The organism is Enterobacter sp. HMSC16D10 (assembly GCF_001807145.1).
In the GTDB taxonomy this organism is placed as follows: Bacteria; Pseudomonadota; Gammaproteobacteria; order Enterobacterales; family Enterobacteriaceae; genus Enterobacter; species Enterobacter roggenkampii.
On sequence record NZ_KV787878.1, the window covers coordinates 80497 to 106239 of the forward strand.

The following is a 25743-nucleotide window of genomic DNA, read 5'->3' on the forward strand; positions in this document are numbered from 1 at the left end:
AAACAAAAAACCCCGCCGTAGCGAGGTTTTACAATTTAGTGGAGCGCCAGCCAGATGAGCTGACTCCAGAACAGAATCGACACGGTAAAAACGCCGATCCACGACCAGTATTTGTGAGACGTCATGTTATTCATCATAGGGACACCAGGCATTATTTATAAAAATTCCGAGGTTGTTCCTCAGTGCTATATTGCTGATGTGTATTTATTAAAGAGTACAAAAGTGCAGAGTCGATATTCAGACTATTTGCATCATTACGCAATAAACTAAATTATTGTTTTTTGGGTTCGTCTTCTGCGAACACATCAATAAACGCTTGCTGCTGCGGCGTCAGTTTCCAGGACGCAGGTACAACAGTTGCAGGTGCTTTACGCCCTCTGTGGCCGTTGTCACGATGCTGACACATCTGTTTTACCGAAGCGGTACGTACCGTCACTGCCATATTTAACCCCAATATCTCCAGGCCAGGAGAGCAACAGCCACCCAAAACAAGGCGGAGACGAGAAAGACCGCCAGCCAGGCTTTACGCTTGAGCGCAGGATCCCTTTGCGGTTCTTCACTTCCTGAAGGCATTGCTAACCTCATACAATCGACATCGCTTATCATTTAGGACCAAACAATTGGTACAATTAATCATCTGTTGAGATAAATCCTAAAGAAACTTTAGCCGAAAAGCCAGTGAATTTACGCACCGGGAGGTATGAAATATTCAATCTTTTGACCAGAAATAAATTATTGAAAAGAAAAATTTGCGGAGGCGTAAATTAGTTTCTACTTTTGTCGCCAATTCACGACATTAAAACCTTACAAAGCAAATGGCTAATGACATTATATGGCAGGGAAAGCAGATGATGATAATTCTAATTTAGCTTTGAGGCGTTATTTCGGTATCTTTCCCTGGGGGAAAGATACCGGGTGTGATTATTTTTCGGGGAGTTTGATGTCTTTAAACATCTCTTCAATATCTTCATTTGAGCGTAATGCCACGGCGGTATCCACCACGTCGCGCGTTAAATGAGGGGCAAAGCGCTGAATAAAATCATACATATAGCTGCGCAGGAAGGTGCTGCGGCGGAACCCAATTTTTGTGGTGCTATGGCTGAAAACGTCGTGCGCATCAAGACGCACCAGGTCAGGGTCTGACACCGGATCGACCGCCATGCTGGCGATGACGCCCACACCCAATCCAAGCCGGACATAGGTCTTAATCACGTCCGCATCGGTCGCGGTAAAGACAATGCGCGGCGTTAACCCTGCCCGGTTAAATGCCGTATCAAGCTCGGACCGACCGGTAAAGCCAAACGTATAGGTCACCAGAGGATACTGGGCCAGCTCTTCGATAGTGACCGACCCTTTACCCGCCAGGGGGTGATCGGGGGTCACCACAATAGAACGGTTCCAGTGGTAGCACGGGAGCATCACCAGATCGTCATACAGGTGAAGCGCTTCGGTGGCGATGGCAAAGTCTGCATTCCCCTTAGAGACGGCTTCAGCGATTTGCGTTGGCGAGCCCTGGTGCATATGCAACGAGACGCGAGGATAACGCTCGATAAAGCCTTTGATCACGCCGGGCAGCGCATAGCGCGCCTGAGTATGCGTCGTGGCAATATACAGCGAGCCTTTATCCGGCCAGGTATGCTCCCCCGCCACAGACTTAATCGCATCGACTTTAGAGAGGACTTCACGCGCAATGCGAATGATTTCCTGCCCTGCAGGCGTCACCTGAGTGAGATGCTTACCGCTGCGGGCGAAGATCTGAATGCCTAACTCATCCTCCAGCATACGAACTTGTTTGCTGATGCCCGGTTGCGAGGTATATAGCCCCTCGGCGGTAGAAGAGACGTTAAGGTTATGATTCACCACCTCAACGATATAACGAAGCTGCTGTAATTTCATGCCAGACCATCCGATTTAGCGCATGCGGTCAATCGCTTAAGACGATTTAATAATAAGAAACAGGTTAACTATAACCACTATATCATTTATAGCCTGACTGTATAGTACGGAACAAAAAATAATAACAAGGTAATAAAAAAGGGCCGGAAATCCGGCCCTTTCACAGGTAAGTTACGGTTAAGAAAGATTATTTCTTGCCTTCAACCCATTTGCCATCGACAAAGAAGGCTGACCATCCGGTCGCTTTACCCTCTTTCTCTGCCGCAACATACTGCTGCTTAGTTTTACGGCTAAACCGCACCACGGTTTTGTTGCCTTCCTGATCCTGCTGCGGCGCATCGGCCAGATAACGCAGTTTCTCCGGCAGACGATCGCGGAAGCGATATAGCTCTTCCACCAGCGGCGCGCGGGTTTCGCGCGATTTCGGGAAGGTGTTGGCGGCCAGGAAGACACCTGCCGCGCCGTCACGCAGCACGAAGTACGCGTCGGATTTCTCACACGGCAATTCTGGCAGCGGAACCGGATCTTCCTTCGGCGGGGCCACTTCACCGTTACGCAGAATTTTGCGCGTGTTTTTACATTCGTCGTTGGTACAGGCCATGTACTTACCGAAACGTCCCATTTTCAGGTGCATTTCAGAACCACACTTCTCGCACTCCACAATCGGGCCGTCATAGCCTTTAATGCGGAACTCGCCCTCTTCGATCTCATACCCGTCACACGTTGGGTTATTACCGCACACGTGCAGCTTGCGTTTTGGATCGATCAGGTAGCTGTCCATTGCCGTGCCGCATTTTTTGCAGCGGCGCTTGGCACGCAGAGCGTTCGTTTCCGCATCGTCACCTTCCAGCACGTTGAGAACTTCGTTCTCCGGCACCAGGTTGATGGTGGTTTTGCAGCGCTCTTTTGGCGACAGCGCATAGCCGGAGCAGCCCAGGAACACGCCCGTGGTGGCAGTACGGATCCCCATCTTGCGGCCACAGGTTGGGCAGTCGATGCTGGTCAGTACCATCTGGTTAGGCAGCATGCCGCCCTCTTCAGGGTCTTTCTCCGCCTTTTCAAGCTGGTCGGTGAAGTCGCTGAAGAAGCTGTCGAGGACCTTTTTCCATTCCGCCTGGTGGCTGGCAACCTGGTCGAGACTGTCTTCCATTTGCGCGGTGAAATCGTAGTTCATCAGCTCGCGGAAGTTGGCTTCCAGACGATCGGTGACGATCTCACCCATTTTTTCCGCATAGAAACGACGGTTTTCAACACGGACGTAACCACGATCCTGAATCGTCGAGATAATTGACGCGTAGGTCGACGGACGGCCAATACCGCGTTTTTCCAGCTCTTTTACCAGAGATGCTTCACTGAAGCGTGCCGGTGGCTTGGTGAAGTGCTGAGCCGGGATCAGCTCAACCAGAGACAGTTCATCACCTTTGTTCACCGCAGGCAGCGTTCGGTCTTCATCACCTTTACGCAGCGCAGGCATCACTTTTGTCCAGCCGTCGAAACGCAGAATACGACCGCGCGCCTTGAGACGGAAATCACCCGCGCCAACGGTCAGCGTGGTGGAGTCGTACTGGGCTGGGGTCATCTGGCACGCCACGAACTGACGCCAGATCAGCTGATACAGCTTCTGCGCGTCGGCTTCCATATCTTTCAGCGATTCAGCCAGCACGGAGACATCAGAAGGACGAATCGCTTCGTGCGCTTCCTGAGAATTCTCTTTACTGGCGAACTGGTTAGCGCTTTCCGGCAGGTATTTCTTACCGAAGTTGTCGCTGATGTAGCCACGCACCATGTTGACCGCGTCCTGACTCAGGTTGGTTGAGTCGGTACGCATGTAGGTGATGTAACCTGCTTCATACAAGCGCTGGGCCATCATCATGGTCTTCTTCACGCCGTAACCCAGACGGGTGCTCGCCGCCTGTTGCAGGGTGGAGGTGATAAATGGCGCACCAGGCTTGCTGCTGGTCGGCTTGTCTTCACGTTCCAGCACCTGATAGCGTGCCTTTTCCAGCAGCGCCACGGCGGCCATGGTCTGGTCGCGGTTTTCCGGGCGGAAAGGCTTATCGTTCTGGTGGCTTACCTGCAGCGGCAGAGCGTCACCGCCCGGCGTGGTCACATTGGCATCGACTTCCCAGAACTCTTCCGGCACGAAGGCTTTAATTTCGCGCTCGCGCTCAACGACCAGACGCACGGCGACGGATTGCACACGACCTGCGGACAGGCCACGGGCAATCTTTTTCCACAGCAGTGGAGAAACCATGTAGCCCACAACGCGGTCCATAAAGCGACGCGCCTGCTGGGCGTTAACACGGTCGATGTTTAGCTCGCCCGGCTTCTCAAACGCCTGACGAATCGCATTCTTCGTAATTTCGTTAAACACTACGCGGCTGTAGCGTTTGTCATCACCCCCGATCACTTCCCGCAGGTGCCACGCAATGGCTTCCCCTTCGCGGTCAAGGTCGGTTGCGAGATAGATGTGGTCTGCTTTTTCAGCCAGCTGCTTCAGCTCGTTAACGACTTTTTCTTTCCCTGGAAGCACTTCATATTGTGCATCCCAGTTATGCCATGGGTTAACACCCATGCGGTTGACAAGCGCGCTACGTTCATCCTTTTTAGGCTTTTTAGCCCCTTTGGTGGAGGTAGAGTCTGCGCTCTTTTTGCTGGCTGAGCCACTGGTCGGCAAATCGCGGATATGACCAACGCTGGACTTAACCACGTAGTCATTACCCAGATACTTATTGATCGTTTTGGCTTTTGCCGGGGACTCAACGATGACGAGAGCTTTACCCATATTCACCTTTACCTAATTTAATTCTTCCAGGAATACGCCGCACGTTGATTTCCCTTCCGCTGACGACGAGCCAATGATATTGCGACTGCGTCAGGAGATATCAACCCCTTTGTCTTACCGGGCGTTAAAGAAAAAACGCCCAGGTGATTGAGTTCTCGGGTATTTTTCTCACATCTCGTGTAATTCGTGACGAATTCCCGGTTGAATGTCAAGCAATTCTGTTGCCAGAATGACGAAAGCGCACACTCTACCTGATAAAATTCGTTACGCAACTTTATTAGCATGCAAAAGCAAATCCTGCCAGCCAGGCCCCTGCACCTTATCCCCTCACATTACAGGGAAAATTTGCCCCCAAAGCGCCCTCGGCGTAGACTATTGTCACTGTTTAAGGAGTGGATTATGCAGAATACGACCCAACCTATTGACCGAGCCTCTCTGCTTATCGAAGCAAACAAGCTTATTCGTGACCATGAAGATACGCTGGCAGGCATTGAAGCCACCGGCGTAGAGCAGCGAAATGGCGTGCTGGTTTTCAGCGGCGAATACTTCCTTGATGAACAGGGCTTACCGACCCCGAAAAGCACCGCCGTGTTTAACATGTTTAAATACCTGGCACATACGCTTTCCGAGAAATATCACCTGGTCGATTAACGCAAAACGCGAGGCATAAGCCTCGCGTTTTTGTTTACAGCAGCGGTTTTTGTCCCCGCTGTAGCCAGCGGAGCAGCAGGCGGTCCGCGCTTTCTGCCGCACTGTTGGTAAAGCGGTCAAGGAGTCGCTTGCGCTGGGCAAAGCGGACGCCCACCAGTTCCCGGCCTTCCATCAGGTTGAGCAGCAGATCGTCGCTGGTTCCGACTTCATCCACCAGCCCTTTCTCCTGCGCCTGAACGCCGTACCAGTCCTCACCCGTTGCGACCTGCTCAATGTCCAGCGTCGGGCGCATACGGTGCACAAAGTCTTTAAAGAGATGATGTGTTTCGTTGAGATCCTCACGGAATTTTTGGCGCCCTTCTTCCGTGTTTTCCCCCAGCAGCGTCAGGGTACGTTTGTATTGACCCGCGGTGTGAAGCTCGATATCAATCTCTTTATTTTTCAGGAAGCGGTTAAAGTTCGGGATCTGTGCGACCACGCCGATCGAGCCAATAATCGAGAACGGTGCGGCCACAATTTTGTCCGCCACGCAGGCCATCATGTAGCCACCACTCGCCGCCACTTTATCTACGGCCACGGTCAGCGGGATCTGTTTTTCACGCAGGCGCTGCAGCTGAGAGGCCGCCAGGCCGTAGCCGTGCACCACGCCCCCCGGGCTTTCAAGACGAACAACGACCTGGTCCTGCGGCGTCGCCACGGCCAGCACGGCAGTGACCTCTTCGCGCAAAGACGCGACTTCATGCGCATCCATGCTGCCTTTAAAATCGAGCACGTAAACCCGTGGCGTGACCTTATCCTGTGGCGTATTGAGCTTCGCCTTTGCCTTTGCCGCTTTGGCTTCCTGCTTATGCTTTTTCTTCTGGGCTTTGAGCCACAGTTTCTGTTGATGACTGTCAAGCAGCGCCAGAGACATCTCTTCCTGCATCTCTTTATACTGCTCGCTCAGGCGGGTGATGCGTAACTCCCCACGCTGACGCTTGCGCTGCGTCAGGTTGACAATCAGAACGGCAACCACCGCAATGGCAATCACCACCGTCGCGATTTTCGCCAAAAACAACCCATATTGAGAAAGTAATTCCACGCGTTCCACCTTGATTTAACCACGAATCTTTCACGGCAGTGTACAACACCCCCTGCCCATGCGTCTCGCTCGTGACACTACCTCTGCGAGGCGCCTTCAGGAATCCCCGGTCTGGCGTTTAAATATTTGCAAATTGTTAATTTTTCAGCAATGCGTCCTGTAGACTGATTGAATTATCAGGCGAATTCGGGCATAAAGCCGAAAAGTCACAAAAGAAGGCGTGTTTAAGTCACCGTGCGCCGAGGAGTCACCTTGCATTATCAACCGCAAAAAAATCTGCTGCAGAACCGCATCATTCTTGTCACTGGGGCCAGCGACGGGATTGGCCGTGAAGCGGCGCTGACCTACGCTGAGTATGGCGCGAGCGTCATCCTGACCGGCCGCAACGAAGAAAAACTTAAAGGGGTGGCGCAGGAGATTGAAGCCGCAGGGGGTATTCCTGCTCGCTGGTACACGCTCGATCTGCTCACCTGCACGCCCGCGTCATGTCAGGAGCTTGCTCACCGCATCAGCACCCATTACCCGCGCCTGGACGGCGTACTGCATAATGCCGGCTTGCTTGGCGAAGTTCGCCCGATGGATGAACAGGATCCCGAGATCTGGCAGGAGGTCATGCAGGTCAACGTCAACGGGACGTTTTTCCTGACCCAGGCACTCCTTCCTTTATTACTCAAATCGGATTCGGGTTCACTGGTGTTCACCTCCTCCAGCGTAGGCCGTGAGGGGCGCGCAAACTGGGGTGCCTATGCCGTATCAAAATTCGCAACCGAGGGCATGATGCAGGTGTTGGCAGAGGAGTACCAGAGTCGCCATCTGCGCGTAAACTGCATTAACCCGGGCGGTACGCGCACCAAAATGCGCGCCAGCGCCTTCCCGACGGAAGACCCGCAGAAGCTGAAAACGCCGGCAGACATTATGCCGCTCTATCTCTGGCTGATGGGCGACGACAGCCGCCGCAAAACCGGGATGACCTTTGACGCCCAGCCGGGCCGTAAACCAGGAATCTCGCAATGAGTGAAGAACGTCATCAGCAGCGCCAGCAGCGTCTGAAGGAACAGGTTGATGCGCGCGTCGCGGCCGCTCAGGACGAGCGCGGGATCGTCATCGTCTTTACCGGCAACGGCAAAGGGAAAACCACGGCCGCATTCGGCACGGCGACACGCGCCGTCGGCCACGGTCAGAAGGTCGGCGTTATCCAGTTTATTAAAGGTGAGTGGCCTAACGGCGAGCGTAATCTGCTTGAGCCTCATGGCGTTGAGTTCCAGGTGATGGCGACCGGCTTTACGTGGGACACTCAGAACCGCGAAACCGATACCGCAGCCTGTCTGGCCGTCTGGGAGCACGCTAAAAGAATGCTGGCCGATCCTTCACTCAATATGGTTCTGCTGGATGAGATCACGTATATGGTCGCCTACGACTATTTGCCGCTGGACGCCGTGCTTAATGCCCTGAAAAACCGTCCCGCCCATCAGACGGTCATCATCACGGGCCGCGGGTGTCATCGGGATATTCTGGAGCTGGCAGATACCGTCAGCGAGCTGCGTCCGGTTAAACATGCGTTTGATGCGGGCATCAAAGCGCAAATAGGGATTGATTACTAAAGAATAAAGCCCGGTATCTTCACCGGGCTTTTACATTAACCGTTGTTATTACGGCTGCCAGAGCGGCGGTTGCTGCTCACCTGGCTGTGACGCTTCACCGCACGGCGAATCTGATTCGCCTTCATGCGGCGACGATCTTTTTCCACCGCCACTTTAGAGGTGGTTTCCGGCGTCAGACCGACCAGCTCGCGCAGATAGTTGGTCTGGGTCAGATCCAGTTCGGTATAACCCCCACGCGGCAGGCCTTTTGGCAGCAGGATGTCGCCGTAACGGACACGGATCAGGCGGCTAACCTGCACGCCTACCGCTTCCCAGAGACGACGCACCTCGCGGTTGCGGCCTTCGGTCAGGGTCACGTTATACCACTGGTTGATGCCTTCCCCACCGGTAAATTTGATGGTTTTGAACGCCGCAGGACCGTCTTCCAGCTGAACGCCACGCGACAGGTCGCGCAGTTTATTCTCATCAACCTGGCCGAACACGCGCACCGCGTATTCACGTTCCACTTCACGGCTTGGATGCATCAGACGGTTTGCCAGTTCACCATCGGTGGTAAACAGCAGCAGACCGCAGGTGTTCACGTCCAGACGGCCAACGGCAATCCAGCGAGCGCCACGCAGTTTAGGCAGACGGTCAAACACCGTCGGGCGACCTTCCGGGTCATTGCGGGTACACAGCTCGCCTTCCGGCTTGTAGTAAGCCAGCACGCGGCAGATCTGCTCAGCGGACTCTTTCACGGAGATAAGATGACCGTCGATGCGGATCTTCAGCCCCGGTACGATTTCTACGCGGTCACCCAGCGTGGCGATTTTACCGTCCACACTCACGCGGCCCGCTTCAATAATGGCTTCGATTTCACGGCGTGAACCGTGGCCGGCACGCGCCAGCACTTTCTGTAACTTCTCGCTCATTGAGCTTCCTCAGGTGTCGCCTTCACAGGCGTCGAATCAGGTCAAAAGAGGGCCGAGCCCTGCTTTGATGGCCGCGTAGTATATCTGCTTATACCATTACAAGAAAGGCTTTACATCGCCCACGCCTTCTCGAATCACTTCCGGTGCATCTTCGGTTAAGTCGACCACGGTGGTCGGCTGCTGGCCGAGATAACCGCCGTGAATAATCAGCTCGACCACCTTCTCCAGACGATCTTTGATCTCTTCCGGATCGGATTCGGTAAACTCGCTGCCGGGCAGCATCAGCGAGGTAGACAGCATCGGTTCGCCGAGGGTTTCAAGCAGCGCCTGCGCAATCGGGTTCGACGGCACGCGCATGCCGATAGTCTTACGCTTTTCCTGCAGCAGACGGCGCGGCACCTCTTTCGTTCCTTTCAGGATGAAGGTGTAGTTGCCCGGCGTGTTGTTCTTAATCAGGCGAAACGCCACGTTATCGACATAAGCATAGGTCGACAGCTCAGAGAGATCGCGGCACATCAGGGTAAAGTTATGGCCGTCCGGCAGCTGGCGAATACGGCAAATGCGTTCCATCGCCCCTTTATCTTCAATTTTGCAGCCCAGCGCGTAGCCGGAATCGGTCGGGTAGACAATCACGCCGCCTTTGCGGACGATCTCCACGGCCTGGTTAATCAGGCGTGGCTGCGGGTTATCCGGATGGATATAGAAAAACTGACTCATACTTCCCTCTCTTCAATTTGCTGCGGCTGTTCCCAGAGCTGCCAGACCGGCTCAACGCCAGCGGGCAGCCAGAGCTTGCGCCCCAGTTCGATCCAGGCGCAGGGCTGATGGAAATCAGAACCCTGTGAGCCAAGCAGGCCGTACTGTCGGGCATAGGTCGCGAGCTGCGCGCGCTCGTTGGGTGCCTGCTGACACTGGGCGACTTCCATCGCCTCTCCACCGTTTTCGGCAAAGTGCGCCAGCAGCCTTTTCAGCCATTTAGCAGAAAGATTATACCGCCCCGGATGGGCCAGCACGGCCTTACCGCCAGAATGATGAATCACATCAATAGCTTGTTTTATTGTACACCACTGTGGCGGAACGTATCCGGTTTTCCCGCGCGCCAGATACTTTTTAAAGACATCCGCCATCGTCGTGGCTTTACCCGCCTCTACCAGAAAACGGGCGAAATGACCGCGCGTAACCGCCCCGCCGTTCGCCAGCTTTTGCGCACCTTCCAGCGCGCCAGGAATATGTGCCTTTTCCAGACGCTCGCCGATCATCTCTGCGCGCTGGTTGCGGCGCGTTTTTTGTTCTTGCAAAAAGTCAATAAGTGCCGGATGGTCTATATCGATGTTCAGGCCAACGATATGAATCTCATGGTTTTCCCAGACGGTCGAAATCTCGACGCCGGACACCAGATTGAGTGCCAGCCCGCAGCGGGCAATCTCGGCGCGCGCTGCCGGAATGGCATCCGTCGTATCGTGATCGGTTATCGCCAGCGTGCCGATGCGCATTTCAACGGCACGATGAACCAGGGCTTCGGGTGTCAGCAGGCCATCAGAGGCCTGAGTATGGCTGTGTAAATCATAAATAATCGCGTAGGTGGTATCGCTCAAAGCACTTCCCATAACAGGTTGAAGACATCCGAAACCGCCATGATACCGACTTAACGTGAAATTCTGAAATCAAGGGTTGACAACACGCCATCGAACTAGTTAACTAGTACGAAAGTTCACACGAGAAAGGTATCTGAAAATGACAGCACATTTCACTCTGCACGGCTGGTGGCGTACTTCCTGATCTTCGGGCAGTGTCACGCGTCTGCGAAATGCAAACAGATACCCGCCCGCTACTCAGCGGGCTTTTTTTTGAACAGAATAAATGAGAACACCAACATGCAAACAGCCAAACCCCATCTCGAATTGCTGACCTGCGAGGCGGCCTATCGCCACAACCCGACCGCGCTGTTTCATCAGGTGTGCGGGGCTCGCCCGGCAACGCTGCTGCTGGAATCTGCGGACATCGACAGCAAGGACGATCTGAAAAGCCTTCTGCTGGTCGACAGCGCGTTGCGCATTACCGCCTTAGGTGACACTGTCACTATTAAGGCTTTGTCAGACAATGGCGCATCGCTGCTGCCGCTGCTGGATGCCGCCCTGCCTTCAGGCATCGAAAACGAGCGTCATCCGGAAATGCGCATTCTGCATTTCCCGCCGGTTAGCCAACTGTTAGATGAAGACGCGCGCCTCTGTTCCCTGTCCGTCTTTGATGCCTTCCGCCTGCTGCAAAACCTGGTCACCGTTCCGCACGATGAGCGTGAAGCGATGTTCTTTGGCGGGCTGTTTGCTTACGACCTGGTCGCGGGATTTGAAGATTTGCCGGAAACCGAGCAGGGCAATCGCTGCCCGGACTACTGTTTCTATCTGGCCGAAACCCTGCTGGTGATCGACCATCAGAAACAGTACACCCGCATTCAGGCCAGCCTGTTCACGCCTTCTGGCGCTGAGAAAACCCGTCTGGAGCACCGCATTGCCCAACTGCAGCAGCAAATGACGGAAGCGCCGCCTGCGCTACCGGTGCAGCGCGTGGAAAAAATGACCTGCGATGTGAACCAGACCGACGATCAGTACGGTGCCGTGGTTCGCCAGATGCAAAAGGCGATTCGCGCCGGGGAAATTTTCCAGGTCGTGCCTTCCCGTCGCTTCTCTCTGCCCTGCCCGTCCCCGCTGGCCGCTTACGACGTGCTGAAAAAGAGCAACCCCAGCCCGTACATGTTCTTTATGCAGGACAACGACTTCACGCTGTTCGGCGCCTCGCCGGAAAGTTCGCTGAAATATGACGCCACCAGCCGCCAGATTGAGATCTACCCGATCGCCGGAACCCGTCCGCGCGGACGTCGCGCAGACGGCTCGCTGGATCGCGATCTCGACAGCCGCATCGAGCTGGAAATGCGCACCGACCATAAAGAGCTCTCCGAGCACCTGATGCTGGTTGACCTGGCGCGTAACGATCTGGCTCGTATTTGCACCCCAGGCAGCCGCTACGTGGCGGACCTGACTAAAGTCGACCGCTATTCATTCGTGATGCACCTGGTCTCCCGCGTGGTGGGCGAGCTGCGCCACGACCTCGACGTACTGCACGCCTACCGCGCCTGCATGAACATGGGCACCCTGAGCGGTGCGCCGAAAGTACGTGCCATGCAGCTGATTGCCGCCGCCGAAGGACGCCGTCGCGGCAGCTACGGCGGCGCGGTGGGCTATTTTACGGCCCACGGTGACCTCGATACCTGCATCGTGATCCGCTCCGCCTATGTCGAAGACGGTATTGCCACCGTCCAGGCGGGTGCCGGGATTGTTCTTGATTCCGTTCCGCAGTCTGAAGCTGACGAAACGCGCAGCAAAGCGCGTGCGGTCCTTCGCGCCATTGCTACCGCACACCATGCACAGGAGATTTTCTGATGGCTGACATTCTGCTGCTCGATAACATCGACTCCTTTACCTATAACCTGGCAGATCAGCTGCGTGCGAATGGTCACAACGTCGTTATCTACCGCAACCACGTCCCGGCGCAGACCCTGATTGACCGTCTGGCGACCATGCAAAACCCGGTGCTGATGCTCTCCCCGGGGCCGGGCGCGCCGAGCGAAGCGGGCTGTATGCCCGAACTGCTAACCCGCATGCGCGGCAAGCTGCCGATTATCGGTATCTGCCTTGGTCACCAGGCAATCGTGGAAGCCTACGGCGGTTACGTCGGCCAGGCGGGCGAGATCCTGCACGGTAAAGCCTCCAGCATTGAACATGACGGCCAGGCAATGTTTGCCGGGCTGCCGAATCCGCTTCCGGTCGCGCGCTACCACTCGCTGGTCGGCAGCAACATTCCCGCCGGGCTGACGATCAACGCCTCGTTTGAAGGGATGGTGATGGCGGTACGTCACGACGCGGATCGCGTCTGCGGGATGCAGTTCCATCCGGAATCCATCCTGACCTCCCACGGTGCCCGCCTGCTGGAGCAGACCCTCGACTGGGCGTTACAGAAGCTGGAGCAGACCAACACCCTGCAGCCGATTCTGGAAAAACTGTACCAGGCACAAACCCTGAGCCAGCAGGAGAGCCACCAGCTCTTCTCCGCCGTGGTTCGCGGCGAGCTGAAGCCTGAGCAGCTGGCGGCCGCTCTGGTGAGCATGAAGGTCCGCGGCGAAAGCCCGCAGGAAATCGCCGGTGCCGCCACGGCCCTGCTGGAAAATGCCGCCCCGTTCCCGCGCCCGGACTATCCGTTTGCCGATATCGTCGGCACCGGCGGTGACGGCAGCAACAGTATCAATATTTCAACCGCCAGCGCCTTTGTGGCCGCAGCGTGTGGCCTGAAGGTGGCGAAACACGGTAACCGCAGCGTGTCCAGCCGGTCGGGCTCGTCTGATTTGCTCGCGGCATTCGGCATTAATCTCGATATGAACGCCGAACGTTCCCGTGAAGCGCTGGATGACCTGGGCGTATGCTTCCTGTTTGCGCCGAAGTATCACACCGGTTTCCGCCACGCAATGCCGGTTCGTCAGCAGTTGAAAACCCGCACGCTGTTTAACGTGCTCGGCCCGCTGATCAACCCGGCCCATCCGCCGCTGGCGCTGATCGGTGTCTACAGCCCGGAACTGGTCCTGCCGATTGCCGAGACCCTGCGCGTGCTGGGTTACCAGCGTGCCGCCGTGGTGCACAGCGGCGGAATGGACGAAGTGTCTCTGCATGCCCCGACGCTGGTAGCCGAACTGCGCGACGGTGAAATCCTGAGCTACCAGCTCGAAGCCGCTGACTTTGGTTTAACTCCGTATCACCAGGAAGCGCTGGCAGGCGGTACGCCAGAAGAAAACCGTGACATTCTGACGCGCTTATTACAAGGTAAAGGAGAGGTCGCCCATGAGGCCGCCGTTGCTGCCAACGTCGCCATGCTGATGCGTTTGCACGGTGAGGAAGACCTGAAGGCCAACGTTCAAAAAGTTCTGGATGTACTGCGCTCCGGTGCAGCTTACGATCGCGTTACCGCACTTGCGGCAAGAGGGTAAAGAATGCAGACCGTTTTAGCCAAAATCGTTGCCGATAAGGCCATCTGGGTGGAAGCCCGCAAGCAACAGCAGCCGCTTGCCAGTTTCCAGAATGACGTCGTCCCGAGCAGCCGTCGTTTCTATGACGCCCTGCGGGGTACGCGCACCGCGTTTATTCTTGAGTGCAAAAAAGCGTCTCCGTCCAAAGGCGTTATTCGTGACGATTTCGACCCGGCGCGTATTGCCGGCATTTATAAGCATCATGCTTCAGCCATCTCCGTGCTGACGGATGAGAAATATTTTCAGGGCAGCTTCGATTTTCTGCCCATCGTCAGCGGCATCGCGCCGCAGCCGATCCTGTGCAAAGACTTTATTATCGACCCGTATCAGATCTGGCTGGCGCGTTTTTACCAGGCCGACGCCTGCCTGCTGATGCTCTCGGTGCTTGACGACGAGCAGTACCGCCAGCTCTCTGCCGTCGCGCACAGCCTGAAAATGGGCGTGCTGACCGAAGTGAGCAACGAAGAGGAGCTGGAGCGCGCGATTGCGCTGGAAGCCAAAGTGGTCGGCATTAACAACCGCGATCTGCGTGACCTGTCCATTGACCTGAACCGCACGCGCCAGCTGGCGCCGCGTCTGGGATCTGGCGTCACGGTCATCAGCGAATCCGGCATTAACAGCTACGCCCAGGTGCGCGAGCTGAGCCACTTCGCCAACGGTTTCCTGATTGGCTCCGCCATGATGGAACATGACGATCTCAATGCGGCAGTACGTCGCGTGCTGCTGGGTGAGAACAAAGTCTGCGGTTTAACCCGCGAACAGGACGCCCAGGCCGCGTATGAAGCCGGAGCGATTTATGGCGGGCTGATTTTTGTGGATTCCTCTCCTCGCGCGGTCAGCGAAGAGCAGGCGCGTAAGGTCATCGCCGCGGCTCCACTCAGCTATGTTGGCGTGTTCCGCAATGCGGATATCGCCGAGGTGGTTGAAAAAGCCGACGCGTTATCCCTGAGCGCGGTGCAGCTTCACGGCGATGAAGATCAGGCCTATATCGATGCCCTGCGCGCCACGCTGGCGCCGCAGGTACAGATCTGGAAAGCGCAACGCGTTGACGATACGTTGCCCCCGCGTAACCTGAACCACGTGGATAAATACGTTCTCGATAACGGTCAGGGCGGAACCGGCCAGCGTTTTGACTGGTCACTGCTGAACGGCGAAAAGCTGGACAACGTTCTGCTGGCGGGCGGATTAAGCCCGGATAACTGTGTAGAAGCCGCGAAAACCGGCTGCGCAGGCCTCGATTTCAATTCAGGCGTAGAGTCCCAGCCGGGTAGTAAAGATGCCAGCAAACTGGCCTCGGTTTTTAAAACTCTGCGTGCATATTAAGGAAGAGAAGATGACGACATTACTTAACCCGTATTTTGGTGAGTTCGGCGGGATGTACGTCCCGCAAATCCTGATGCCCGCGCTGCGCCAGCTGGAAGAAGCGTTTGTGAGCGCGCAGAAGGATCCGGCATTTCAGGCGGAATTTACCGACCTGCTGAAAAACTATGCAGGCCGCCCAACGGCCCTGACCAAATGCCGCAATCTGACGGAAGGCACGAAAACTACGCTGTATCTTAAGCGTGAAGACCTGCTGCACGGCGGCGCGCACAAGACTAACCAGGTGCTGGGCCAGGCGCTGCTTGCGAAGCGTATGGGCAAAACCGAAATCATCGCCGAAACCGGCGCAGGCCAGCACGGCGTGGCCTCGGCGCTCGCCAGCGCCCTGCTCGGCCTGAAATGCCGCATCTATATGGGGGCGAAAGACGTTGAGCGTCAGTCTCCGAACGTCTTCCGTATGCGTCTGATGGGTGCAGAAGTGATCCCGGTGCACAGCGGCTCCGCGACGCTGAAGGATGCCTGTAACGAAGCGCTGCGCGACTGGTCTGGCAGCTACGAAACCGCGCACTATATGCTCGGTACCGCGGCGGGCCCGCACCCGTTCCCGACCATCGTGCGTGAATTCCAGCGCATGATCGGGGAAGAGACCAAAGCGCAGATCCTCGAAAAAGAGGGTCGTCTGCCGGATGCGGTCATCGCCTGCGTCGGCGGCGGGTCAAACGCCATCGGCATGTTCGCAGACTTTATCGACGACACCCGCGTGGGTCTGATTGGCGTCGAGCCTGCGGGTCATGGTATTGAATCGGGTGAACACGGCGCGCCTCTGAAGCATGGCCGCGTGGGGATCTACTTCGGCATGAAATCACCGATGATGCAGACCGATGAAGGCCAGATTGAAGAGTCTTACTCTATCTCCGCTGGCCTCGACTTCCCATCCGTCGGACCGCAGCACGCCTATCTGAACAGCACCGGTCGTGCGGACTATGTCTCCATTACCGATGACGAAGCGCTGGAAGCGTTCAAAACGCTGTGCCGCAGCGAAGGGATCATCCCGGCGCTGGAATCTTCACACGCTCTGGCCCATGCGCTGAAAATGATGAAAGACAATCCGGAAAAAGAGCAGCTGCTGGTGGTCAACCTTTCCGGACGCGGTGACAAAGATATCTTCACCGTTCACGATATTCTGAAAGCACGAGGGGAAATCTGATGGAACGCTACGATAACGTATTTGCAGAACTGAAATCCCGCCAGGAAGGCGCGTTCGTTCCCTTCGTCACCCTGGGCGATCCGGGCCCTGAACAGTCGCTGAAGATCATCGACACCCTGATTGAAGCCGGTGCCGATGCGCTGGAGCTGGGGATCCCGTTCTCTGACCCGCTGGCGGATGGCCCGACTATCCAGAATGCGACGCTGCGCGCGTTTGCTTCGCGCGTGACGCCAACCCAGTGCTTCGAAATGCTGGCAGCGATCCGTCAGAAGCATCCCACTATCCCGATTGGCCTGCTGATGTACGCCAACCTCGTGTTCAACCGCGGTATCGATGAATTTTACGCCGAGTGCGCACGCGTGGGCGTCGACTCTGTTCTGGTCGCCGACGTGCCGGTCGAGGAGTCCGCGCCGTTCCGCCAGGCGGCGATGCGTCACAACGTCGCCCCGATTTTCATCTGCCCGCCGAACGCCGATGACACACTGCTGCGCCAGATAGCCTCTTACGGGCGCGGTTACATCTACCTGCTCTCCCGCGCAGGCGTGACCGGTGCCGAGAATAAAGCGGCCCTGCCGCTGCATCATCTGGTGGAAAAGCTGGCCGAGTACCATGCCGCGCCGCCGCTACAGGGCTTCGGGATCTCTTCTCCGGATCAGGTCACCGCGGCGATTGACGCGAAGGCTGCAGGTGCCATTTCCGGCTCTGCGATTGTGAAGATCATCGAGAAGAACGTGGACAAGCCCGAGCAGATGCTTGCCGAGCTGAAGGCGTTTGTGACCGCCATGAAGGCGGCGACGCGTAAAGCCTGACCCCTCCACCGTCTGGCACCCTTGCCAGACGGTTACCCTTTCTTCCCCGCCTTCAACAAAGGATTACGTCAAAATTGATCCTATCGATATTTTCGGTGTGAATGGCTTTTCAAACTGTCGTGTGAGCGTATGATCTGGACTCTTTTTTATCTTTAATCCTTCTGAGTTCAGAGGCTTATTCATGTCATGGCAATCCTTCAAACAGGCTTACCTGGTTAAGTTCTGGTCACCCGTTCCGGCCGTTATCGCGGCAGGCATTCTCTCTACTTATTATTTTGGCATTACCGGCACCTTCTGGGCCGTGACCGGCGAGTTCACCCGCTGGGGTGGTCAATTGCTGCAACTCGCTGGCGTGCATGCCGAAGAGTGGGGTTACTTTAAACTCATTCATCTGGACGGCACCCCGCTTACCCGCATCGACGGGATGATGATTATCGGCATGTTCGGCGGCTGTTTCGCGGCCGCGCTGTGGGCAAATAACGTTAAGTTGCGTATGCCCAAAAGCCGGATCCGCATTTTGCAGGCGGTTGTCGGCGGCATGATTGCCGGTTTCGGCGCGCGTCTGGCGATGGGGTGTAACCTTGCCGCCTTCTTTACCGGGATCCCGCAGTTTTCGCTTCACGCCTGGTTCTTTGCCGTCGCCACGGCCATCGGCTCTTACTTTGGCGCAAAATTCACCCTGCTGCCGATGTTTCGTATTCCAGTGAAAATGACAAAAGTCAGCGCAGCGTCTCCGTTGACCCAGAAGCCCTCTCAGGCCCGCCGCCGTTTCCGCCTCGGAATGCTGGTCTTTTTCGCCATGGTGGCATGGGCGCTCTGCACCGCCCTGAACCAGCCTAAGCTCGGTCTGGCGATGCTGTTAGGTGTGGGTTTTGGTCTGCTCATTGAACGCGCGCAGATCTGCTTTACCTCCGCGTTCCGCGATATGTGGATCACCGGGCGCACGATGATGGCGAAAGCGATTATCGCCGGGATGGCGGTCAGCGCCATCGGCATCTTCAGCTATGTCCAACTGGGCGTCGAACCGAAAATCATGTGGGCCGGTCCTAACGCGGTCATTGGCGGCCTGCTGTTCGGCTTCGGGATCGTGCTGGCTGGCGGGTGTGAAACCGGCTGGATGTATCGCGCCGTCGAAGGCCAGGTGCACTACTGGTGGGTGGGTCTGGGCAATGTGATTGGCTCGACGATCCTGGCGTACTGCTGGAATGACGTGTCTCCCGTCCTGGCCACCCGCTGGGATAAGGTCAACCTGCTGAATACCTTCGGGCCTCTCGGCGGCCTGCTCGTCACCTACGCGCTGCTGTTGGTCGCTTTTTTACTGGTCGTCGCACAGGAGAGACGTTTCTTCCGCCGTGCGGGCGTTAAAACAGAAACGCAGGAGAATGCAGCATGAAAGAGATCGTGCCTGATTATCGTCTGGATATGGTTGGCGAGCCCTGTCCATATCCGGCGGTGGCTACGCTTGAAGCGCTGCCGCAGCTTAAGAAAGGTGAAATTCTGGAGGTGGTCAGCGACTGCCCGCAGTCCATCAACAACATACCGCTGGATGCGAAAAACCACGGGTATACGGTGCTGGATATCCAGCAGGATGGCCCAACCATTCGCTATCTGATTCAAAGATGATCGCTAAGGGCCTCGTCAGGGGCCTTTATCGTATTGAATTATAAGACATCTTGATCCACAGCAAAAACGTTATTTATGACTTAAGTAAAATCTCATTTCCCTTTTGAAGGAGGTTTTCGCGGTTTGATGTATTTACGAGCTTTACTGGTCTTCGCTTTATTGATTCCCTTCCACGCGCTGTCCCTGAATTTCTCTTCTACTTTCCTGCGTCTTAATTGTCCGCAAAGAGGACTTGTCGAGGTTATTCTGCACGTTTATGACCACACTCAGGAACGGTGGCGCGGCCATTTTGAAACCGGTGCGGGGCATAAACGTGCGGGTGATAACGAAATGATCCCGTTTGCCAACGGCGATATTCTCTTCCATTCCGTATCCAGCGACGCTTTCAGCTATTTATATGATGGGGAAACGATCCTGAGGCACTGCGTAAAGCTCGATGAGCGGCCGGTTTATCCGTCGTTTTGACGTGAGCAAAGCAAACTGGCCACCCTGTGGCCAGTTTGACGGGGAATCAGAAACGATAACCCGCAGAGAACATAAACACCCACGGATCCAGACGAGTGCTGATACTTTGCTGCTGACCGCCCGCCTTGAAGCGTACGTCCGTATCAATATCCATATACCAGACCGAGGCGTTGATCAGCCAGTCGCGGTTAATCAGATAATCCAGGCCAACCTGCCCCGCCATGCCCCACGAATCTTTCAGGCTGAGATCCGTCAGACCCGCCTCTTTACCGGTATCGTTGAATTTCTCATCAAAGAAGGTGGTGTAGTTCACACCGGCGCCAATATATGGACGCACCTTGCTGCTTGAGTCGCCGAAGTACCACTGCGCCATCAGCGTTGGCGGTAAATGGTGAACCGTGGCGATATCACCGGTTGGCCCCAGGCCCACGCGATGACGGAACGGCGTTGCGGCCAGAAGCTCAACGCCCACGTTATCCGTCGCCATATAGGTGAAGGTTAAACCTAACTGGGTGTTATTACTGACGTTAAAACCGCCCATTCCCAGCACGTTATCCGAACCTTCAGTTGGGCGAGCCGTAGCCGAACCGGCACGAATAAAGAATTCGCCTGCTTCATGTGCATACGCGCCGCCAGAGAGACTGCTTAATACAAGGGCTGCCACCGCTAATTTTTTCATATCCGCTCCATCGTTGTGGTTTTAATCGCGGATGAGAATATACTCACAAAAGAGTAATAAGTGATCTGCCACAGATCACATTAAAACCAGTAACTTAACATTCATTGATCTGGATTAATTTTTTGTTACGCACTCAAAACCAATAAGTTGTTTCCATGTCAATTTTTGGCATTTCACGGTTACAAAATTTTCCCTTTTCCCCCTCTTGCTCTTCCTCTGGCGGCTGGATAATTTATCGCTCTCACAAATTGATTTGATGCGTTCTTCTTTTGCAGGTGTGCCATGAGTGATATCAACCCGTGCATGACGTGCGGAGCCTGTTGTGCGTATTTTCGAGTCTCTTTCTACTGGGCCGAAGCCAGCGATGGCGGTGGTACCGTTCCGGTTCATCTTACCGAGCCGTTAACCCCCTTTTTGCGCTGCATGAGCGGCACGAACCAAAAGCAGGCCCGCTGTGTGGCGCTCCAGGGTGAGCCTGGGGTCTCGACCCGATGTTCCATCTATGAGGATCGCCCCAGCCCGTGCCGGGAATTTGCCATGTCGGGGGAGGATGGCCAGGTCAACGAAGCCTGTAACCGCGCCCGCGCGCGGGTTGGATTACCGCCGCTTTACAAAGATATGCTTTTCCATACAAGCCTTGATGCTGCCACAGCAGGTGCATCCGTTGTACAATTGCCGGCTAATTAACACCTGCAATACTCAAGGAGAGTGCATGTCTATCACGGCGAAGTCTGTCTACCGTGACACGGGAAACTTTTTCCGCAATCAGTTCATTACCTTTTTACTGATCGCGTTGCTTTGCGCCTTTATCACGGTGGTGCTGGGCCATGCCTTCTCACCGAGTGAAGAACAGATTGCCAGCCTGAGCCAGGGCGACCATCTTGCGGGTAGCGTGGGATTATTTGAGCTGGTGCAAAATATGACGCCGGAGCAGCAGCAAATCCTGCTGCGCGCCTCTGCCGCGTCCACGTTCTCAGGCCTGATTGGTAATGCAATTCTGGCGGGCGGCGTTTTGCTGATGATTCAGCTGGTATCGGCGGGTCACCGCGTCAGCGCCTTACGCGCGATTGGTGCAAGTGCACCGGTCTTACCTAAGCTGTTTATCCTGATCTTTTTAACCACGATGCTGGTGCAAATGGGGATTATGCTGGTCGTGGTGCCGGGCGTTTTACTGGCTATCGTGCTCGCATTTGCGCCGGTGATGGTTGTGCAGGATAAGATGGGAATTTTTACCGCGATGCGCAGCAGCATCAGACTGGCATGGGCTAATATGCGTCTGGTGGCGCCCGCCGTGATCGGCTGGCTGCTGGCCAAAACGCTGCTGTTATTGTTTGCACCGAATTTTGCGGTATTAACGCCTAACGTCGGCGCCGTGGTGGCGAATACGCTGAGCAATCTCATTTCAGCGGTACTGCTCGTCTATCTGTTCCGCCTGTACATGTTAATTCGTCAGTAATCCCGAGGCGGGGGGCATCGCTGTCTCCCGCCCCGCTCAGAAGATGGAATCACAGAATGAAGCAGTTTCTTGATTTTTTACCGCTCGCGGTGTTTTTCGCTGTCTATAAGTTGTACGACATTTTTGCTGCAACAAAAGCGTTAATCGTCGTGACCGCCGTTGTGCTGATCTACAGCTGGATTCGCTATCGCAAAGTCGAAAAAATGGCGCTTATCACGTTCGTTTTAGTGGCGGTGTTCGGTGGATTGACCATTGCCTTGCATGATGTTGAATTTATTAAGTGGAAGGTGACTGTTATTTATGCGTTGTTTGCAGCAGCGCTATTGTTCAGTCAATGGTTCATGAAAAAACCCCTTATCCAGAGCATGTTAGGTAAAGAACTAACGCTTCCGCAGGTGGTCTGGTCGCGTCTGAATACCGCCTGGGCAATCTTCTTTATTCTTTGCGGTCTCGCTAACATCTATATTGCCTTCTGGCTGCCGCAGGATATCTGGGTCAACTTTAAGGTCTTTGGCCTGACCGCGCTGACGCTTATCTTCACGCTGTTAAGCGGCGTATACATCTATCGTCATATGCCCCAGGACGACAACCACTGATTACTGACTGACCAGAACGTCAACGACGGGCGTTCTGGTCTATTCTCTCCGCACGCGAATCATAGTAGCATCCCGCCTGAAGTCTTCCGTTACGAGTTAAAACAATGACAACAACTAACGCCCCTCAGGGCGAACTGGTTTTACGCACACTGGCAATGCCCGCTGACACCAATGCCAATGGCGATATTTTTGGCGGCTGGCTGATGTCGCAGATGGATATGGGCGGCGCAATTCTGGCAAAAGAGATTGCCCACGGGCGCGTGGTCACCGTGAGAGTGGACGGCATGACCTTCCTGCGCCCGGTTGCGGTGGGTGATGTGGTTTGCTGCTACGCGCGCTGCGTGAAGCGCGGTAATACCTCCATTTCCATCAACATCGAAGTCTGGGTGAAGAAAGTCTCTTCTGAGCCGATTGGGCAACGCTATAAGGCCACTGAAGCGCTGTTTATTTATGTTGCCGTGGACAGCGAGGGTAAACCTCGTCAACTTCCACAGGCCTGATCGACAGGCAAAAAAAAGCCTCCTTTCGGAGGCTTTTTTTATTCCATCTGCGCCCCGCCGTTCAGGCGGAAAACAATATTGACGATCAATCCGCTGCCCGGCTTGCCTGGTTCATAGCGCCATCTGCGCATGGCAGATTTCACTTCGCGCTCAAACATATTAGAAGGTTGCGCAGACAAGATTTCCACGTTATCCACGCGGCCATCCGCAGTGACGTCAAATTTCACCCGTACGCGCCCTTCAATACGCAAGGCCTGAGCTCGCGCCGGATACTGAGGCTGATTGCGGCTTACGGCGCGCGGGCCCGCTGGCGCGGTTACGGTTGGCTTTGACGTCGTTGCCGTATTGTTCATCACCGGACGTGAAGGCGCTGCATTTTCGACCGGCTGGGTCGCGCGCGGTTCAACCGGACGTTCCTCGCGTTTCGGACGCTCCTCGACCTTCTTCACCGGCTTTGGCTTTGGCTTCGGCTTAGGTTTTGGCTTCGGTTCAGGTTTGTGGATCACCACCGGGGCTTCCTTCGGTGGCTCCGGAACGGGCTCGGGTTCTGGCTCCGGTTCAGCCACCGGCTGTGGCGGCGGAGGGGCAACCTGCGGCGGTTCAAGATCCGCTGGCGAGACCATCGTCACCGAGATCGGCTGCGCGGGCGCGGGCATTTCAATAACCTGATGAACCGAGGTATACAGCAGACCCGCCACAACGGCACCGTGAATCACGACAGAAAGCAGCGTCGGCCAGGGAAAGCGGCGAGGTAAATCAAGGGTCATCGAAGTCATAGTCATCAACGTTAAAAAACCGAACCCTGATTTTAAATGCAAATAGCAATCATATTCAATAAGACACTTTGCTCTGGCGCAATTTTAGCGCCCGAGAGGCCAAAAAAGGCGCATACAGATCAGGGTATTAACATTGTTTTTATTTTACATTGCAGTCGTTTGCCCTTTCACATAACGTAACTGACACTTTTACCGGTTAAGGAGCTTCGCCGTGTTTTACGTGATTTACTCTGAAGATGTTGCTGATTCGCTCGAAAAACGCCAGTCTGTGCGCCCTGCGCATCTGGCACGTTTGCAGTTGCTTCAGGATGAAGGCCGATTACTGACCGCTGGCCCCATGCCTGCAGTAGACAGCAACGATCCGGGTGCTGCCGGTTTCTCCGGCTCCACGGTCATTGCTGAGTTTGAATCCCAGGAAGCCGCTCAGGCCTGGGCTGACGCAGACCCGTACGTTGCAGCGGGCGTGTATGCAAAAGTGACGGTGAGACCGTATAAAAAAGTGTTCTGATACCAAAGCGGCTCCGAAAGGAGCCTTTTTTAGGATGGCGATTACGCGCCGCTGTGCCGGGTAAACTGCTGCTCTGTAATAAGGCTCCCCCACTGATCGCCTTCCCACTCTTTTACCAGCGTAAACCCATACGACTCGTACAGACGCCTGGCGGCGGTCAGCTTATTGAACGTCCAGAGGTGCACAGCTGAAAAACCGGCGCTGTCGCAGAACCGCATCGCTTCATTCAGCAGTTTTTTCCCCACGCCGTGCCCCCGGCAGCCATCATCAAGAATAAACCAGCGAAGATGGGCTTCACCCGGCGCCAGATCCTCGCCATCGATCGCCACCGAGCCGACAATTTTGTCGTTGAGCACTGCCAGCCAAATCTGGTTACAGGGCTTCTCCAGTCTTTCACTAAACTCAGCCAGCCCCGAAGCCACTTTGGCCTCGAAGAAGCGACCAAAATTATGCTCCCGCGAATAATAACTGCCATGCATCTCCGCGATACGGCCAATCATGCCCGGGATATACCCCTGCACTATCTTCAGCTCATCGGGCTGCATATCATTGCCCGCCTCCCGACACGCCAGCAGCGCGTTGGCATAAAGGGAGAGCCCCTCAGAAATGGTCTGCTGCTGGGCAGGAGCAAGACGTTTTATTGCTGTGACCACGCGCTCATTGCTGAAGGTATTAATTTTACTGACCGTCTCGTGACCCTTCGCGGTCAGCCTGAGGCTCTTTGCTCTCGCATCCTCGGTAGAAATGACCTCCTCGAGTTCGCCTGCGGCAATCAGGCGAGCCAGCATCCGGCTGACGCTGGACTTTTCCAGGCCCAGCAGCTGTACCAGCTGACTCGCCGTCATCTCTTTTCGTAGGGCAATTTCGACCAGAGTATGGACGGCCGAAGGCGAATAATTCGTTGAGGCCAGGGTAGAACCCATAAAACCTAACTCTCGCACCATCAGGCGCGAGGAACGTCGAATAACACTGACTACCGGGGTTTCGCTGTGCATGTTATGTCCTCACCACTTAGTTGCACTATACAACTAAATGGTGAGGGATTGTCAAACAGAATGAAAAAGGCTCCCGCAGGAGCCTTTCATACATCAATGCAGTGACGCCAACCTCGCCGCAAACCCGACAAACAGCAGCCCTATCAGCCCGTTCCCCAGCTTTGCCAGTTTCTTTTTCGTTTTGAGATAACGCGTGACAAACGCACCGGAGAAGATCAGGAAGCTCATGTACATGAAGCTTATCAACTCAAGCGTCATCGCGAGGATAAGGAAAGAGGTACCGGTGTTCTGCGCATTCACGTCGATGAATTGAACAAAGAACGAGACGTAGAACAGAATCGCTTTTGGATTCGTCAGGCTCAGCACCAGCGAACGTTTCATGATCGTGCTGGCAGGCTCTGTGCCGCTTTCCTGAGCGTGATTCTGGCGGGTAATGACCGACCAGAGCATTTTGCCGCCCAGCCACAGCAGGTAGAAGGCGCCGAGATAGCGCACGATATTAAACAGTACCGGCGTGGTCTGGATTAATGCCGCGACGCCCGCCCAGGCAAGAAACATCAGCACCGCATCGCCGATAAATACACCCGTGGCGGCCAGGTACCCTTTTTTAACGCCGTGTCCAATTCCAGTTTTAAGCACAAACAGGGTATTCGGCCCCGGTACCAGCACGATAAAAAACGCGCCAACAACATACGTCCAGAAATTCAGTACGCCAAACTCCGCAAACACTTCTTCTCCCTCCTTTTGCTCAACACAACCGGAATAGCGCTGCAACCACGCTACTCCCAAAAATCAGACCTTATAAAATCAGCG

31 protein-coding genes and 1 other annotated feature are annotated in these 25743 nt (G+C 55.2%); of the genes, 17 read left to right on the forward strand and 14 right to left on the reverse strand.

Features of this window, described 5'->3' with window-relative positions:
- Window positions 1-35 precede the first annotated feature (35 nt).
- The 5 genes from ymiC to topA form a co-directional block, all read right to left on the reverse strand.
- Entirely contained in the window at window positions 36-134 is a 99-nt protein-coding gene (ymiC, locus tag HMPREF3143_RS26300) for a small membrane protein YmiC (RefSeq protein ID WP_032623144.1), read from the reverse strand.
- Window positions 135-271: 137 nt separating this feature from the next.
- The gene (locus HMPREF3143_RS25940) at window positions 272-442 is read right to left on the reverse strand and encodes a hypothetical protein (protein ID WP_021240301.1); all 171 of its coding nucleotides are present in this window, start codon (window positions 440-442) and stop codon (window positions 272-274) included.
- A 2-nt stretch (window positions 443-444) separates the two neighbouring features.
- Window positions 445-585, reverse strand: coding sequence for a YmiA family putative membrane protein (locus HMPREF3143_RS11310; RefSeq protein ID WP_213374860.1), 141 nt, complete (start codon window positions 583-585; stop codon window positions 445-447).
- Between the two features lie 336 nt (window positions 586-921).
- Complete coding sequence (gene cysB / locus HMPREF3143_RS11315) at window positions 922-1896, reverse strand: HTH-type transcriptional regulator CysB (protein WP_008502814.1); 975 nt, start codon at window positions 1894-1896, stop codon at window positions 922-924.
- Between the two features lie 187 nt (window positions 1897-2083).
- Window positions 2084-4681, reverse strand: coding sequence for a type I DNA topoisomerase (gene topA / locus HMPREF3143_RS11320; protein ID WP_070533075.1), 2598 nt, complete (start codon window positions 4679-4681; stop codon window positions 2084-2086).
- Between the two features lie 399 nt (window positions 4682-5080).
- On the opposite strand from topA, the gene HMPREF3143_RS11325 reads away from it, so the two are divergent.
- A complete protein-coding gene (locus HMPREF3143_RS11325; RefSeq protein WP_003856804.1) occupies window positions 5081-5332 on the forward strand; it encodes a YciN family protein in 252 nt (83 codons plus the stop codon).
- Window positions 5333-5366: 34 nt separating this feature from the next.
- On the opposite strand, the gene sohB is transcribed toward HMPREF3143_RS11325, so the two are convergent.
- Window positions 5367-6413: a protease SohB gene (sohB, locus tag HMPREF3143_RS11330; RefSeq protein WP_070533077.1), complete on the reverse strand. Its 1047-nt coding sequence runs from the start codon at window positions 6411-6413 to the stop codon at window positions 5367-5369.
- A 252-nt stretch (window positions 6414-6665) separates the two neighbouring features.
- Between sohB and HMPREF3143_RS11335 the strand changes: the two genes are divergently transcribed.
- Together HMPREF3143_RS11335 and cobO are read left to right on the forward strand one after the other, a co-directional pair.
- On the forward strand, window positions 6666-7427 hold the full coding sequence (locus tag HMPREF3143_RS11335) for a YciK family oxidoreductase (RefSeq protein WP_008502811.1): 762 nt from the start codon (window positions 6666-6668) through the stop codon (window positions 7425-7427).
- Window positions 7424-8014 carry a cob(I)yrinic acid a,c-diamide adenosyltransferase gene (gene cobO, locus HMPREF3143_RS11340; protein WP_008502810.1) on the forward strand — a complete coding sequence of 197 codons (591 nt, stop codon included), beginning with the start codon at window positions 7424-7426 and terminating at the stop codon, window positions 8012-8014. Before HMPREF3143_RS11335 ends, cobO begins: the two co-directional genes overlap by 4 nt.
- A 35-nt stretch (window positions 8015-8049) precedes the next feature.
- Here cobO and rluB read toward each other — a convergent pair whose 3' ends face one another.
- The 3 genes from rluB to rnm form a co-directional block, all read right to left on the reverse strand.
- Entirely contained in the window at window positions 8050-8925 is an 876-nt protein-coding gene (gene rluB, locus HMPREF3143_RS11345; RefSeq protein ID WP_008502809.1) for a 23S rRNA pseudouridine(2605) synthase RluB, read from the reverse strand.
- A gap of 96 nt (window positions 8926-9021) precedes the next feature.
- Entirely contained in the window at window positions 9022-9642 is a 621-nt protein-coding gene (locus HMPREF3143_RS11350) for an L-threonylcarbamoyladenylate synthase (protein WP_003856793.1), read from the reverse strand.
- Entirely contained in the window at window positions 9639-10520 is an 882-nt protein-coding gene (gene rnm / locus HMPREF3143_RS11355) for an RNase RNM (RefSeq protein ID WP_032623059.1), read from the reverse strand. The genes HMPREF3143_RS11350 and rnm overlap by 4 nt, the downstream gene beginning before the upstream one ends.
- Window positions 10521-10659: 139 nt before the next feature.
- On the opposite strand from rnm, the gene trpL reads away from it, so the two are divergent.
- The 9 genes from trpL to HMPREF3143_RS24810 all read left to right on the forward strand — a co-directional run bounded on the left by trpL (window position 10660) and on the right by HMPREF3143_RS24810 (window position 19420).
- Window positions 10660-10704, forward strand: a complete 45-nt coding sequence (trpL, locus tag HMPREF3143_RS26465) for a trp operon leader peptide (protein WP_106993556.1) — start codon at window positions 10660-10662, stop codon at window positions 10702-10704.
- Window positions 10681-10774: a sequence feature (Trp leader region), on the forward strand. Its footprint overlaps the gene before it by 24 nt.
- A 25-nt stretch (window positions 10775-10799) precedes the next feature.
- Window positions 10800-12362 carry an anthranilate synthase component 1 gene (locus HMPREF3143_RS11360; protein ID WP_008502807.1) on the forward strand — a complete coding sequence of 521 codons (1563 nt, stop codon included), beginning with the start codon at window positions 10800-10802 and terminating at the stop codon, window positions 12360-12362.
- On the forward strand, window positions 12362-13957 hold the full coding sequence (trpD, locus tag HMPREF3143_RS11365; RefSeq protein ID WP_008502806.1) for a bifunctional anthranilate synthase glutamate amidotransferase component TrpG/anthranilate phosphoribosyltransferase TrpD: 1596 nt from the start codon (window positions 12362-12364) through the stop codon (window positions 13955-13957). Before HMPREF3143_RS11360 ends, trpD begins: the two co-directional genes overlap by 1 nt.
- Before the next feature lie 3 nt (window positions 13958-13960).
- A complete protein-coding gene (gene trpCF / locus HMPREF3143_RS11370; RefSeq protein WP_070533080.1) occupies window positions 13961-15319 on the forward strand; it encodes a bifunctional indole-3-glycerol-phosphate synthase TrpC/phosphoribosylanthranilate isomerase TrpF in 1359 nt (452 codons plus the stop codon).
- Window positions 15320-15329: 10 nt separating this feature from the next.
- Window positions 15330-16523 carry a tryptophan synthase subunit beta gene (gene trpB / locus HMPREF3143_RS11375; protein WP_008502804.1) on the forward strand — a complete coding sequence of 398 codons (1194 nt, stop codon included), beginning with the start codon at window positions 15330-15332 and terminating at the stop codon, window positions 16521-16523.
- Complete coding sequence (gene trpA / locus HMPREF3143_RS11380) at window positions 16523-17332, forward strand: tryptophan synthase subunit alpha (RefSeq protein WP_070533082.1); 810 nt, start codon at window positions 16523-16525, stop codon at window positions 17330-17332. Before trpB ends, trpA begins: the two co-directional genes overlap by 1 nt.
- A gap of 181 nt (window positions 17333-17513) precedes the next feature.
- On the forward strand, window positions 17514-18725 hold the full coding sequence (gene yedE, locus HMPREF3143_RS11385; protein ID WP_070533084.1) for a selenium metabolism membrane protein YedE/FdhT: 1212 nt from the start codon (window positions 17514-17516) through the stop codon (window positions 18723-18725).
- Window positions 18722-18955, forward strand: a complete 234-nt coding sequence (gene yedF / locus HMPREF3143_RS11390) for a sulfurtransferase-like selenium metabolism protein YedF (protein ID WP_070533086.1) — start codon at window positions 18722-18724, stop codon at window positions 18953-18955. The genes yedE and yedF overlap by 4 nt, the downstream gene beginning before the upstream one ends.
- 126 nt (window positions 18956-19081) lie before the next feature.
- Complete coding sequence (locus HMPREF3143_RS24810) at window positions 19082-19420, forward strand: hypothetical protein (RefSeq protein ID WP_084832173.1); 339 nt, start codon at window positions 19082-19084, stop codon at window positions 19418-19420.
- 46 nt (window positions 19421-19466) lie between these two features.
- On the opposite strand, the gene ompW is transcribed toward HMPREF3143_RS24810, so the two are convergent.
- Window positions 19467-20099, reverse strand: a complete 633-nt coding sequence (ompW, locus tag HMPREF3143_RS11400; RefSeq protein ID WP_008502800.1) for an outer membrane protein OmpW — start codon at window positions 20097-20099, stop codon at window positions 19467-19469.
- 114 nt (window positions 20100-20213) lie between these two features.
- Entirely contained in the window at window positions 20214-20489 is a 276-nt protein-coding gene (locus HMPREF3143_RS25945; protein ID WP_162790894.1) for a hypothetical protein, read from the reverse strand.
- On the opposite strand from HMPREF3143_RS25945, the gene HMPREF3143_RS11405 reads away from it, so the two are divergent.
- From HMPREF3143_RS11405 to yciA, 4 genes are all read left to right on the forward strand, one after another.
- A complete protein-coding gene (locus HMPREF3143_RS11405) occupies window positions 20382-20786 on the forward strand; it encodes a YkgJ family cysteine cluster protein (RefSeq protein ID WP_070533090.1) in 405 nt (134 codons plus the stop codon). The genes HMPREF3143_RS25945 and HMPREF3143_RS11405 overlap by 108 nt on opposite strands.
- Before the next feature lie 25 nt (window positions 20787-20811).
- Complete coding sequence (locus tag HMPREF3143_RS11410) at window positions 20812-21555, forward strand: YciC family protein (RefSeq protein ID WP_023292236.1); 744 nt, start codon at window positions 20812-20814, stop codon at window positions 21553-21555.
- Window positions 21556-21611: 56 nt separating this feature from the next.
- Window positions 21612-22151 (forward strand): septation protein A, encoded by a 540-nt coding sequence (locus tag HMPREF3143_RS11415; RefSeq protein WP_008502797.1) that lies wholly within the window; start codon window positions 21612-21614, stop codon window positions 22149-22151.
- Between the two features lie 104 nt (window positions 22152-22255).
- The gene (gene yciA, locus HMPREF3143_RS11420; protein ID WP_008502796.1) at window positions 22256-22651 is read left to right on the forward strand and encodes an acyl-CoA thioester hydrolase YciA; all 396 of its coding nucleotides are present in this window, start codon (window positions 22256-22258) and stop codon (window positions 22649-22651) included.
- Window positions 22652-22689: 38 nt separating this feature from the next.
- Here the strand turns inward: yciA and tonB are convergent, their stop codons facing one another.
- Window positions 22690-23418 carry a TonB system transport protein TonB gene (tonB, locus tag HMPREF3143_RS11425; RefSeq protein ID WP_070533091.1) on the reverse strand — a complete coding sequence of 243 codons (729 nt, stop codon included), beginning with the start codon at window positions 23416-23418 and terminating at the stop codon, window positions 22690-22692.
- 220 nt (window positions 23419-23638) lie between these two features.
- Between tonB and HMPREF3143_RS11430 the strand changes: the two genes are divergently transcribed.
- Window positions 23639-23935: a YciI family protein gene (locus HMPREF3143_RS11430; protein WP_008502794.1), complete on the forward strand. Its 297-nt coding sequence runs from the start codon at window positions 23639-23641 to the stop codon at window positions 23933-23935.
- A gap of 41 nt (window positions 23936-23976) precedes the next feature.
- On the opposite strand, the gene HMPREF3143_RS11435 is transcribed toward HMPREF3143_RS11430, so the two are convergent.
- Together HMPREF3143_RS11435 and leuE are read right to left on the reverse strand one after the other, a co-directional pair.
- Entirely contained in the window at window positions 23977-24930 is a 954-nt protein-coding gene (locus tag HMPREF3143_RS11435) for a bifunctional helix-turn-helix transcriptional regulator/GNAT family N-acetyltransferase (RefSeq protein ID WP_069598429.1), read from the reverse strand.
- A 93-nt stretch (window positions 24931-25023) separates the two neighbouring features.
- Complete coding sequence (gene leuE / locus HMPREF3143_RS11440; RefSeq protein ID WP_070533093.1) at window positions 25024-25659, reverse strand: leucine efflux protein LeuE; 636 nt, start codon at window positions 25657-25659, stop codon at window positions 25024-25026.
- Between the last annotated feature and the right edge of the window lie 84 nt (window positions 25660-25743).

Coding starts and splice junctions, on each gene's coding strand:
- HMPREF3143_RS24810 (WP_084832173.1), top strand. CDS start 19,082: ATGTATTTACGAGCTTTACTGGTCTTCGCTTTATTGATTCCCTTCCAC.
- HMPREF3143_RS11435 (WP_069598429.1), bottom strand. CDS start 24,930: ATGCACAGCGAAACCCCGGTAGTCAGTGTTATTCGACGTTCCTCGCGC.
- HMPREF3143_RS11360 (WP_008502807.1), top strand. CDS start 10,800: ATGCAAACAGCCAAACCCCATCTCGAATTGCTGACCTGCGAGGCGGCC.
- trpCF (WP_070533080.1), top strand. CDS start 13,961: ATGCAGACCGTTTTAGCCAAAATCGTTGCCGATAAGGCCATCTGGGTG.
- HMPREF3143_RS11310 (WP_213374860.1), bottom strand. CDS start 585: ATGAGGTTAGCAATGCCTTCAGGAAGTGAAGAACCGCAAAGGGATCCT.
- HMPREF3143_RS11410 (WP_023292236.1), top strand. CDS start 20,812: ATGTCTATCACGGCGAAGTCTGTCTACCGTGACACGGGAAACTTTTTC.
- cobO (WP_008502810.1), top strand. CDS start 7,424: ATGAGTGAAGAACGTCATCAGCAGCGCCAGCAGCGTCTGAAGGAACAG.
- ompW (WP_008502800.1), bottom strand. CDS start 20,099: ATGAAAAAATTAGCGGTGGCAGCCCTTGTATTAAGCAGTCTCTCTGGC.
- yedF (WP_070533086.1), top strand. CDS start 18,722: ATGAAAGAGATCGTGCCTGATTATCGTCTGGATATGGTTGGCGAGCCC.
- yedE (WP_070533084.1), top strand. CDS start 17,514: ATGTCATGGCAATCCTTCAAACAGGCTTACCTGGTTAAGTTCTGGTCA.
- HMPREF3143_RS25940 (WP_021240301.1), bottom strand. CDS start 442: ATGGCAGTGACGGTACGTACCGCTTCGGTAAAACAGATGTGTCAGCAT.
- HMPREF3143_RS11415 (WP_008502797.1), top strand. CDS start 21,612: ATGAAGCAGTTTCTTGATTTTTTACCGCTCGCGGTGTTTTTCGCTGTC.
- rluB (WP_008502809.1), bottom strand. CDS start 8,925: ATGAGCGAGAAGTTACAGAAAGTGCTGGCGCGTGCCGGCCACGGTTCA.
- topA (WP_070533075.1), bottom strand. CDS start 4,681: ATGGGTAAAGCTCTCGTCATCGTTGAGTCCCCGGCAAAAGCCAAAACG.
- HMPREF3143_RS11405 (WP_070533090.1), top strand. CDS start 20,382: ATGAGTGATATCAACCCGTGCATGACGTGCGGAGCCTGTTGTGCGTAT.
- HMPREF3143_RS11350 (WP_003856793.1), bottom strand. CDS start 9,642: ATGAGTCAGTTTTTCTATATCCATCCGGATAACCCGCAGCCACGCCTG.
- HMPREF3143_RS25945 (WP_162790894.1), bottom strand. CDS start 20,489: ATGAACCGGAACGGTACCACCGCCATCGCTGGCTTCGGCCCAGTAGAA.
- trpD (WP_008502806.1), top strand. CDS start 12,362: ATGGCTGACATTCTGCTGCTCGATAACATCGACTCCTTTACCTATAAC.
- cysB (WP_008502814.1), bottom strand. CDS start 1,896: ATGAAATTACAGCAGCTTCGTTATATCGTTGAGGTGGTGAATCATAAC.
- tonB (WP_070533091.1), bottom strand. CDS start 23,418: ATGACCCTTGATTTACCTCGCCGCTTTCCCTGGCCGACGCTGCTTTCT.
- HMPREF3143_RS11325 (WP_003856804.1), top strand. CDS start 5,081: ATGCAGAATACGACCCAACCTATTGACCGAGCCTCTCTGCTTATCGAA.
- ymiC (WP_032623144.1), bottom strand. CDS start 134: ATGAATAACATGACGTCTCACAAATACTGGTCGTGGATCGGCGTTTTT.
- trpA (WP_070533082.1), top strand. CDS start 16,523: ATGGAACGCTACGATAACGTATTTGCAGAACTGAAATCCCGCCAGGAA.
- trpB (WP_008502804.1), top strand. CDS start 15,330: ATGACGACATTACTTAACCCGTATTTTGGTGAGTTCGGCGGGATGTAC.
- yciA (WP_008502796.1), top strand. CDS start 22,256: ATGACAACAACTAACGCCCCTCAGGGCGAACTGGTTTTACGCACACTG.